Source organism: Dolichospermum compactum NIES-806, from assembly GCF_002368115.1.
GTDB lineage: Bacteria > Cyanobacteriota > Cyanobacteriia > Cyanobacteriales > Nostocaceae > Dolichospermum > Dolichospermum compactum.
The window spans coordinates 5,119,949-5,121,624 of sequence record NZ_AP018316.1 but is presented as its reverse complement, the minus strand read 5'-3'; the positions used below and the strand labels follow the sequence as shown (position 1 = coordinate 5,121,624).

Sequence of the window (1,676 nt, the reverse complement as noted above, 5' to 3'; positions counted from 1 at the left end):
AGTAAAGCCAGCGTAGCTTTACAAAAAATCGAATCATTGGGTTTATCTTTAGCCAGTCGGGCGGAAATTGCCACCGCACCTCCTCATACTCTCACAAATTGGCACAGTTTACAACTGATAAATGTTAATCACACCTATTACACAGACAAAGAAGATAAAAGCTTTATTCTCGGTCCAATTAATCTTACCCTTTACCCCCAAGAATTAGTTTTTATTGTGGGAGGTAACGGTAGCGGTAAATCATCCTTAGGGAAATTAATCACTGGGTTATATATTCCCGAACAGGGCGAAATTATTTTAGATGAAACCTTGATTACAGAAAATAACCGCGAATGGTATCGTCAACATTTTTCTGTAGTATTTTCCGACTTCTATTTATTTGAAGAATTGTTAGGATTAGAAAATAATCATAACTTAGATATTCAAGCCCAAAAATATTTAGAGAAATTGCAGCTTGATCATAAAGTTAAAATCGAAAATGGGCAACTTTCCACCACGTCCCTTTCTCAAGGACAACGAAAACGCCTCGCATTACTAACAGCATATTTAGAAAATCGGCCAATTTATCTATTTGATGAATGGGCAGCAGATCAAGATCCATTGTTCAAAGATATATTCTATACTCAATTACTGCCAGAATTGAAAGCCTAGGGAAAAACAATTTTAGTAATTAGTCATGATGATCATTATTTTCATTTAGCCGATAGAATTATTAAATTGGACTATGGCAAAATTGAATTTGATAAACTGCCACAAAATTAGAGATTTTGGGCGACTAGAAGTCGCTACTACACAAGCAAAGTCCACCTTCGTGGACTAAAATCAATATAACCCACGCAGGTGGGTTTTGTCTTTATAGCTGCGACTTCTAGTCGCCTGAGTTATTAATAAATAATAATTGTGAGGAATTAATCATGACAGAAGCTAAAAACGTACTGGGGACAAAATTAGAAATTTGCTGCACTTCTCCCATGACTGGCTTTTACCGTGACGGCTTTTGTACCACAGGTGGACAAGATATGGGAATGCACGTTGTTTGCGCTCAAGTTACAGAGGAATTTTTGCAATATACCAAATCCCAGGGCAATGATTTGAGTACACCTGCACCTTATTTTAGTTTTCCCGGCTTAAGACCCGGTGATTGTTGGTGTTTATGCGCTGCAAGATGGCAAGAAGCCCTAGAAGCTGGTGTTGCACCGACCGTAGTTTTAGAAGCTACCCATGCTAGGGCGTTAGAAGTTTGTAATTTAGCAGATTTGCAAAAACATCGGGTAATTCGTAATGAGGAAAATGGTTAATAATTATTAGCAAATATAGCAATAGTATATGAATTTTGAAAAAATCTAAGTAGCCAGAGAATAAATTCCCTGTCTCAAAGCTGAAGTCGGTTAAAACCGACTGTTTTTAGAGTGCGTTTTAACGACTTTAGCTATTAGCCCGGAAATTGATTTCCGGGCGGGTATGGAAGCTGACAGATAAACCTAATAAACCGCCTGGGAATGAATTCCCAGTCTCATAGCTAAAGTCATCTAAAGATGACTAAAGAATAGAAAATTTTAAAATTGGGTAGGGGTTTAGCATTGCTAAACCCTTACAGCTATGATCTCAAATTAATACCCCAGGACTTACGCAACTGGCACATTGGTAAGGTGCGTCAGATATCAAAAATCTGTTTA

The 1,676-nt window shown here is 37.5% G+C and carries 1 protein-coding gene and 1 pseudogene; both read left to right on the top strand.

Going from position 1 to position 1,676, the window contains the following annotated elements; all coding sequences use genetic code 11:
• A pseudogene (locus CA730_RS23740) lies at nucleotides 1-762 on the top strand (cyclic peptide export ABC transporter); the annotation flags it as partial.
• Between the two features lie 152 nt (nucleotides 763-914).
• Nucleotides 915-1,298: a DUF2237 family protein gene (locus CA730_RS23735; protein ID WP_096671096.1), complete on the top strand. Its 384-nt coding sequence runs from the start codon at nucleotides 915-917 to the stop codon at nucleotides 1,296-1,298.
• The last annotated feature ends 378 nt before the right edge of the window (nucleotides 1,299-1,676 follow it).